The 7737-nt window shown below is 36.2% G+C and carries 16 protein-coding genes and 2 tRNA genes; 10 read left to right on the top strand and 8 right to left on the bottom strand.

Translation table 11 applies throughout. The features are described 5' to 3' along the window. Positions 1–552: flagellin (locus FWE37_02290; GenBank protein MCL2519821.1), on the top strand; the 552-nt coding region annotated here is incomplete at its 5' end. A gap of 63 nt (positions 553–615) precedes the next feature. On the opposite strand, the gene FWE37_02285 is transcribed toward FWE37_02290, so the two are convergent. Continuing rightward, a complete protein-coding gene (locus FWE37_02285) occupies positions 616–1218 on the bottom strand; it encodes a hypothetical protein (GenBank protein ID MCL2519820.1) in 603 nt (200 codons plus the stop codon). 138 nt (positions 1219–1356) lie between these two features. On the opposite strand from FWE37_02285, the gene FWE37_02280 reads away from it, so the two are divergent. The 3 genes from FWE37_02280 (at position 1357) to FWE37_02270 (ending at position 1970) form a co-directional block, all read left to right on the top strand. Continuing rightward, positions 1357–1441: transfer RNA gene (locus FWE37_02280), tRNA-Ser, on the top strand. Positions 1442–1457: 16 nt separating this feature from the next. After that, positions 1458–1545: transfer RNA gene (locus tag FWE37_02275), tRNA-Ser, on the top strand. Between the two features lie 107 nt (positions 1546–1652). Next, positions 1653–1970 (top strand): hypothetical protein, encoded by a 318-nt coding sequence (locus FWE37_02270; GenBank protein ID MCL2519819.1) that lies wholly within the window; start codon positions 1653–1655, stop codon positions 1968–1970. A gap of 10 nt (positions 1971–1980) precedes the next feature. On the opposite strand, the gene FWE37_02265 is transcribed toward FWE37_02270, so the two are convergent. From FWE37_02265 to FWE37_02235, 7 genes are all read right to left on the bottom strand, one after another. Then, positions 1981–2634: a hypothetical protein gene (locus FWE37_02265; protein ID MCL2519818.1), complete on the bottom strand. Its 654-nt coding sequence runs from the start codon at positions 2632–2634 to the stop codon at positions 1981–1983. 105 nt (positions 2635–2739) lie between these two features. Then, the gene (locus tag FWE37_02260; GenBank protein MCL2519817.1) at positions 2740–3057 is read right to left on the bottom strand and encodes a hypothetical protein; all 318 of its coding nucleotides are present in this window, start codon (positions 3055–3057) and stop codon (positions 2740–2742) included. 11 nt (positions 3058–3068) lie between these two features. Further along, a complete protein-coding gene (locus FWE37_02255; protein ID MCL2519816.1) occupies positions 3069–3362 on the bottom strand; it encodes a type II toxin-antitoxin system RelE/ParE family toxin in 294 nt (97 codons plus the stop codon). Positions 3363–3467: 105 nt separating this feature from the next. Beyond that, positions 3468–3722: a hypothetical protein gene (locus tag FWE37_02250; GenBank protein MCL2519815.1), complete on the bottom strand. Its 255-nt coding sequence runs from the start codon at positions 3720–3722 to the stop codon at positions 3468–3470. A 1-nt stretch (position 3723) separates the two neighbouring features. Then, positions 3724–4026: a type II toxin-antitoxin system RelE/ParE family toxin gene (locus FWE37_02245; protein ID MCL2519814.1), complete on the bottom strand. Its 303-nt coding sequence runs from the start codon at positions 4024–4026 to the stop codon at positions 3724–3726. A 97-nt stretch (positions 4027–4123) separates the two neighbouring features. Beyond that, positions 4124–4801: a hypothetical protein gene (locus FWE37_02240; protein ID MCL2519813.1), complete on the bottom strand. Its 678-nt coding sequence runs from the start codon at positions 4799–4801 to the stop codon at positions 4124–4126. Between the two features lie 24 nt (positions 4802–4825). Continuing rightward, positions 4826–5035: a hypothetical protein gene (locus tag FWE37_02235; GenBank protein MCL2519812.1), complete on the bottom strand. Its 210-nt coding sequence runs from the start codon at positions 5033–5035 to the stop codon at positions 4826–4828. Between the two features lie 324 nt (positions 5036–5359). On the opposite strand from FWE37_02235, the gene FWE37_02230 reads away from it, so the two are divergent. The 6 genes from FWE37_02230 to FWE37_02205 all read left to right on the top strand — a co-directional run bounded on the left by FWE37_02230 (position 5360) and on the right by FWE37_02205 (position 7405). Next, complete coding sequence (locus FWE37_02230) at positions 5360–5794, top strand: hypothetical protein (GenBank protein ID MCL2519811.1); 435 nt, start codon at positions 5360–5362, stop codon at positions 5792–5794. A gap of 174 nt (positions 5795–5968) precedes the next feature. Next, complete coding sequence (locus FWE37_02225; GenBank protein ID MCL2519810.1) at positions 5969–6424, top strand: hypothetical protein; 456 nt, start codon at positions 5969–5971, stop codon at positions 6422–6424. 2 nt (positions 6425–6426) lie between these two features. Next, positions 6427–6783, top strand: coding sequence for a hypothetical protein (locus FWE37_02220; GenBank protein ID MCL2519809.1), 357 nt, complete (start codon positions 6427–6429; stop codon positions 6781–6783). Positions 6784–6785: 2 nt separating this feature from the next. Then, on the top strand, positions 6786–7010 hold the full coding sequence (locus tag FWE37_02215) for a hypothetical protein (GenBank protein ID MCL2519808.1): 225 nt from the start codon (positions 6786–6788) through the stop codon (positions 7008–7010). Next, a complete protein-coding gene (locus FWE37_02210; protein ID MCL2519807.1) occupies positions 6994–7242 on the top strand; it encodes a hypothetical protein in 249 nt (82 codons plus the stop codon). The genes FWE37_02215 and FWE37_02210 overlap by 17 nt, the downstream gene beginning before the upstream one ends. Continuing rightward, positions 7217–7405, top strand: a complete 189-nt coding sequence (locus FWE37_02205; GenBank protein MCL2519806.1) for a hypothetical protein — start codon at positions 7217–7219, stop codon at positions 7403–7405. The genes FWE37_02210 and FWE37_02205 overlap by 26 nt, the downstream gene beginning before the upstream one ends. Positions 7406–7737: the final 332 nt, after the last annotated feature.

Raw genomic sequence — 7737 nt, 5'->3', positions numbered from 1 at the left:
GCTGTGCAAGCCGCTAACGGTATTTACAGCGACAGCGACCGTGTAAACATTCAGGCCGAAATTAGCCAGTTAATTCAGGAAGTAAACCGCATTGCCGAGCAATCACAATTTAACGGCATGCAAATCCTTGACGGTAGCATCGATGGCGCTAATGGTGGAGCTTCTTTAGTAGGCCACATTGGCGCTAACATGGACCAACGCATTAGCGTTGATGTGCGCGATATGAGTGCAGCCGCTTTACAAATTGAAGGTTTAGTATACGATAGCACCGATGCCGCTAACCAAGCCATTGGGACCCTTGACGGCGCTTTGGATTTAATTAACAGGCAACGCGCCGATTTAGGCGCTTTCCAAAACCGTATGGAAATGCTTGTAAATGCCCAAATGAATGCCGCCCAAAACCTACAATTTAGCGAAAGCCAAATTAGAGACCAAGACATGGCAGCCGGTGCCGTTGAGCTTACCCGCGACAACATTCTTATGCAGAGCGGTATTGCTATGCTGGCACAAGCTAACACGCGTACTCAAGGTGTTCTTAGCTTGCTTAACTAATTTTAGTTACAAGTTATTAACTTTTAAAAGCCTCCTTACGGAGGCTTTTTTAATTTTTACTTCTTAATTGCGGCTGATGAGCCGTTTAAAGGGATTAAAGCGGTAAAGTAAACCTAAGAGCAGCATAATAATAAGCGACGATAAAGCTAAATACGCTAAAAGCAGCGGGGCTAAAAATAAACGCATTGTAATAATAAGGTAAATGCAAAAAAAGATAACAATTAAACGAATGTTAACTTGAGTTATCCCCATTAAACTTATAGTAAATTGCGGAGCAAAGATAACGGCAGCCAGCATAATATAATAAGCGTGAAAAAGGCTTAAAGCAAAGATAGGGGCTATAAAGCCTATAGCGTATAAAGCTATAGCTGCTAAGCCGTTAATGGCTGCTATGCTAAAGAAGATTAAAAGCAGCTGTGCAGGGCCAAGTAAACGTTCGAGGATAGAGCCAAAGAAAAGTAAGCCTAAGAGCGAAAAAACAAAGAGTGGGTCAAAAAAAGGATAAGTAAAAAGCCGCCACCACTGGCCGTTAAAAATAGCAAAGATGTTAAAATTAAATAAAGAAGTTATATTTAAAGCTAAGCTATTAGCCAAATAGACGGCTAAATATAAAATTATTAAAAATATAGTAGCTTTAGATGAATAAATAGGATTGTTTGTAACCATAATAATATTTTAGCAGTTTGCTTAAGGCAAAGTCAAGGGCGGTGGGTAATTAAAAATTAAAAAGACATTTTTACTGTTCTTAATTAAAAAGCTCTTGACATAAGCGGTAAAGTTGTGTAAACTACCATAACTTCTGCTGGAGAAGTGTCCGAGTGGTTTAAGGAAGCGGTCTTGAAAACCGTCGAGGTGAGAGCTTCCGTGGGTTCGAATCCCACCTTCTCCGCTCGGTTTATAATAACGGAGAGGTGCGAGAGTGGCCGAATCGGTCTCCCTGCTAAGGAGTTGCACCTCACAAGGGTGCCGAGGGTTCGAATCCCTCCCTCTCCGCCTAACACAATTTGTAAGTTTTTTTAATTAAAAGATTTACAAATCAAATAGCTACCTTGTTCACCACCTTTGTTCACTTTTTCAAAAAGTAGGTCGATAAGGTAGTTATGCCTCAGCAAAAAAAAGATATTAAGGTAATATGGCGGTCGCTGCGCGGCAAAGAAGTATACCATAAGTATACTTTAAAATACCGTAAAATTTTAGAACTAGGCGATGCGCCAAGCAGTGATGAAACTTTGCTTAGCCCCAAAGGTATCCCCTTTGCTAAGTGGGATAACCAAGAAAATTGCTGGGTAACCGATGAAGAAGCGCAAGAAAAACAACGGGTAGAAGAAGAGCTGATTAAGCTAAGAGAAGAGGCTATTAATGCCATGCTGCTGCAAAGCCCAGAATATATAAGTAAAGTACGTGAGTTAATAGTTTAAATTTTAGTTATTATCTATTAAATATTGGCCTGCCGGCTTTATCAACCTCAATGCTTTTCTTTTCGCTACGCGGCAGTTTATCAAATAATATTATATCTTCTTTAGACAATCCTATCATTTTAAGCCACATTACACGGGTAACCCTTTTAGAGTAAAATTTACGGATAGAGGAAAGTAAGGCATATACTACTATAATAGCAGCTAGCGGAGGCCATTGGATAAAAGATAAGTCAGCAGCCATTAAGCCTAAAAAACTTATAAATATAAATCTAATAATTGGTGGAATAAAAGATGGTTTTGCCTTAAGCTCTGTTGCAGTAAAGTTTAACAATATGCTAGAAAAAATTTGCGGTTTTAGCTCACGTTTTATATACTTAGCAGCTTCTTGAGCAGCCTTTTGGCTAGTGTACTCGTTATCTATCTTTTCTTGCCTTAAAAATAAGTGCATTACTTGCTTTACTACTAATTTATGCACCGCATACTCGGTAGCATAGTTTTCCTGCAAATCGGCCACCGCATTATCAAATACAAGCTGGCGTTCCCTTATTTTTTGGTCATTAGTTTTAGCTTTTTCAAGCTTAGCTTGTCTACGCTCGGCTCCATACCATAAGTCGTTAGCTGCATTACGGCCTAATCCCCAAGTAAACCCTTTATTAAAACTCATAAATCACTCTCCTAGATAATTAATAAAAATATTTTAACCCACAAAAACTACATTGTCAAGACATAAATGTATTATAAGTAAAAATTACCTAGCAGGTAAGGGCCTTTATGCCATTTGTAAGCTTTTACTTTTAGGTGCTAACCCAAGCCCCAAGTTATTAAATAGCTGTAATATAAAGGGAATAGTTAATTGTGTGTTATTATCTAACCCAAAATATTTAGCTGCTTTACTGCGGGGCAAAGCTTCTAACACATCATATAAAAAAGCTATATCGTTATCTTCTAATGCTACATCTATATGAGCTAAAGCTTGCTCTTTGGTATCTAATATTTCAGCTATATCCCAATCTTTTAGCTCTAAATCTTCTTTGGTTAAACCTACTTCATTAAGCTCTTGTTCGTATTCAGGTGTTATTTCTTTCATTTAGTTACTCCTTAATAGTTTTTAGCTAACCTTTTAGCTTGCTCTATATCTCTTGTTTGGCTATCTTTATCACCACCCACTAAGAGAATAATAATCTCTTCTTCTCTTTCTATATAGTATACTCTATAACCACCATAATGTATACGCAATTCTTGTATGCCGTTACCATTAGTTATAGCTTTACTATCGCCAAAATCGCCTAATTCTAAACGTTTTATGCGTTTTTCAATAATAGCTTGCCCGTTTAAGTCTTTTAACTTTTTAAGCCACATTACAAAATTACTAGTACGTTTTATCCTTTTCATAGTTACTCTTCTTTTATATTTACTTTGGCTGGGCGGCCTTTGCCCGCTACATCTTTTATGGCTTCAAAGGCTTCCGTACTATAAACAGCCTCTTTGGTGATGGGCTTATGCCATTTGTAAGTCGTTAATTTTTTCTAATTTTAAACTAAAACCTAATGTATTAAGTAAAGGCTCTAAGCTAGGTTTATTATTATTTAAGTTAAAATCACTAGCAAATTTACTGCGGCTTATAGCTTCAAATATTTTAAACAAAAAATATAAATCATTGTCTTCTATAGCTACCTTTATGTAGTTTATTACATCTTCTTTAGTCTTAAAATTATCGGCCATATCCCATTTAGTAAAGTTTTCTTTTTCCATTTTAGTACCCCTCGTAACCTTTAAGCAAATCTTTGGCTTTTTCTATATCACGTGTTTGGCTATCCTTGTTACCACCACATAAAAGTAGTAGTATTTGGTTATTAACCTCTTTATAGTATACTCTATAACCGTTATAAAAGATACGTAGTTCGTAAATACCATTGCCGTTTACTATGGCTTTATTATCTTTAGCATAACCATCTTGTAAATAGGTTATATGTTTATCTATAATAATTTTACCTTTAACATCTTTTAATTTATCAAACCATTTTATAAAGGTATCACTTTTTATTAACTCTTTCATTATACGCCTATTTACCCTTATCGGCAAGCTTTTCTAACTCTAATTTAATTTCTTCGTCTTTAAGGCAGCTATTTACTACACAGTTAGAAGTTATTTTCTAAATATACAACCATCTTGTTTGGTTTATTCTATCTCTCAAATGTCTAGCTATATTTCTTACTTCACTTAATTTACGCCATTCTATTTCTTCCCATTCTTCATTACTAAACCAATAGTGTCTACCATTGCCGATATCTACATTTCCACTAAAACCTTGTGATCTTTCTAAACGTTCGGCTATGTCAATTTCTATTATAGGCACGTTACCTAATTGTTGAACTACTCCAATACGTGTTTCTAAAGTATTAAGTTGTCTCCTAGCATTCTCTTTATCTTCTCTGCTCAATCTTGCTCTTGCAGTTTGATTACTAGCCGCCTGCCAAATAACTTCTATCTCATTGCTAATTAAATTTAGTTCAGCAATACTTAAAGGTATTTGTCTAATTAAGTTAGGCATATCTTCACGTACTATTCTCTGCCATTCAGCAATTATCACCAAAGCCTCTGTACGTCTTATCTCTTCATCAATCCTACGCTCTTCAGCTTGCCGTTGTTGTTCACTCTGTCTTCTTTCAGCTTCAATTATTCTTTGCTCTGCCTGCCTATCTATTTCGGCTTGCCTTTCGCGTTCAATTTGGGCTTGTCTTTCTAAAGCTTGTGGCGAATGAGTACTATACATCAAAATACCACAACTATTTAATGCAATAACATAAATAATTAATATTAATTTCTTCATATTTTATTTGTTTTTACCTCTATATTATCCCTTAAAGTATGGAAAAGCTTTACGCACAGCTTCGGCAGACATGACATATCTACGTCTTTTGCCATTAGTATTACTATTAGTATCCGTAGCCTCTATTTTACCACTATCTATCATACGAATAATTGTTTTGCCTGATGGCTTACCGCCAAGCAACTGCGATACCTCTTCGGGTGAATAATGTTTTTCAATACTTTCTTCTCTCATATATGGCTATATTATCATAAAAAAACCTTATTGTCTATATTGATAATATTGAAAATAAGGCATAATATAGACAAATAGGATAATAAAGCTAAAAAAGGAGTAAAAACATGAATAATATTATTAAAATTACAGGCAATAAAGTAGACGCAAGAGAGCTACACGAGGCTGGAGGTAGCAACTAAATTTCCTGATTGGATAAATCAAGTATTTAAACCTTATGGGTTTATTGAAAATTTTGACTTTTTCTTAAATTTAAGAAAAAGTACAGGCGGTCGCCCTTCAAAAGAATATCTCCTCACCATCGATTGTGCTAAGCAACTGTGTATGCTGGCCAACAGCGAAAAGGGCAAGCAAGCACGGCTTTACTTTATAGAGTGCAAAAAACAGCTAGCCGATAAAAAAGCCATAAACGGCTATGAGGCGGCTAAAAAGCTAGATATGCACGCTTTGGTTAGCTTTGCCTTAAACAGGGCAAGAAAGCAGGTTAATGGTACTACTATACCACTTGATTATTTAGGCATTAGCCGTGCTGTGAGCAGTGATGACCAGTTTAACAGTGAGTTTTTTATAGAGTTACTTATGGGTATGGTAAGCTTACCGCCAAATAAACAGCTTAATGTTTACCACGAACTGGCTATGCTTTGCTATGAGCAGGCCTTAAAGAACCACGAGTTTACCGATAGCTTTTTGTTTGCCCATGAACGGCTTAAAAAGCCTAAGGCCTTACCCAAAAGAAAGGCCGCTGAATTGGCTTTTTAGCTAAAGAGGCTGGCTTAAGTTTAGCCGCCCTCTTTGGGCGGTTTTTGTTTAAGAGCAAAAACTAAGTAACTGGTAAGTAGCCATTATCATGCCGTTGCTTGCAAACTTTTATTTTGCCAAGTAAATTAAAAAATATTATAATGGTAGCTAGAAAAATTTGCAAGGAGTTGCATAATGGTAAAACAAACAGACGAATGGTTTAAAATACATAACCCTAGCATTTATACGCATGGCTGCCTATTCCTAAGCTTGGTAGCCACCCGTGAAGATTTTGCCAACCTAAGCCACGCTGCCATTAACGCCATGTACAAAGGTTGCGTAGAGCTTGGCCATATAACGGAGAATAAACAGCTAAAAGCCTTTGTTAATAGTTATGATGGAATTTTAGAGGCTGTGCAAAGTAAATACAGATGGCGAAGTCGGATAGAAATTAAATATGATAATATTCAGCAATTATTGGATATGGCGGGCTATGATACGGCCATCATTAGGTATGCTACAAATTTTGCTAGCCACTTTACACTATTAAATAATGGCAAAGAGTATAATCCCTACCAAAAACCGGCTAGTTATAATTTAGAGTTACTTGGTATTAATCGTATTGATTTACTACGAAAGATAATTAATTAACTATGAGCTTATGCGATAAATGTAAGTATGATGATTTATTACTAAGAATTATGCACCTAGAGCAAGTTTTAGGCATAGATATTATTAATAATACGCAAAAAACAAGTAATGGGATTATTGGTAAAGTTGAAAAATTAGAATTGCAGATTACTGACACCAGCAAAGGCGATGTTAAAAGCCGCATAAATAATATTGAAACTGCTATATCTAATTTGCATATACGCATAGATAGATTTAAAGATAAATTTAAACCAAGCAATATTATAAAACTTGTTATAACTGTAGCCAGCTTTATCATGGCTGCTAATTTATTAATTAACTATATGCATAGATTTTACCTAATGAATGTAGGAGGTTAAAAATGGCGCTAAAAGCAAATACCATTAATATAACTTGCAAGGTAATGGCTGTAGTGGCTGTACTACTAGGGCTAATACTAAAGGCGATGGGCATTATCGATTTACCCATGAGCGAGGTGATTATGGCTGCTACCTTTGTTGCTGCCGCTTTTGTGGGGGTGGATATATCTAAAGTGGGTGTAGCTATTAAAAGCTGCAAAGAGGGTGAAAATGCTAAAAAAGATTAAAGCTGCACTAATGGCCATTGTGGGCATTGCGCTGGTTATACTAGGTAAAAAGTTACAGCAGGGTACGCAGGCCAAAAAAGATGTGCAGCAACTACAGGCCAAACAAACGGCCAGCAAACAACAACAGGAGCGCGCAAATGAGTTACAAAATGAAGCTAACAAGGCCAAAGCTGCTACCACTACTACTAATGTGGTTAGCAACCTTAATGGCCTGTTCAACCCCGATAATTAGCAGCACCCGCCCATTATTACCACCGCCTATATCACCCGCTATTACTTGGCATGAGTGTGAATTTAATGGTGAGGCAGGAGCATGGCTCAGTTTGGAAGACGCTGTTAGATTACACAATTATTTAGTAGATTTACAGGCTTTTGTAGCGGCGCATAGTAAATAAAATAACTATTTAAACCCTGCTTTTATGGCAGGGTTTTTTATTACTTTATAGCGGCTTAAAAATTTCTTAAGAATTTCGCACTTTTTGATAAAAAAGTGCTTGACAATATAAATCAAAAGTGCTATACTTATCTTATAAGGAGGGTAGGGCAATGATGAACGAAGAGTTCAGAGAAGTTTTACCGCTATTACTAGTAGCGGTAAATATTTTAACCTTAATTATAGTTTACTTTAAAAGTAAGCGGTAGCTAAGGTACAAAGGTGGGAGGGCAACTTCCCACTGCCATAATAAACCATAAAAAGGAGAAAGTCAACTATGTTTTTAGATATATT

This window comes from Spirochaetaceae bacterium (assembly GCA_009784515.1).
Taxonomy (GTDB): Bacteria; Spirochaetota; Spirochaetia; order WRBN01; family WRBN01; genus WRBN01.
This window is presented reverse-complemented; position numbering and strand designations above follow the sequence as displayed.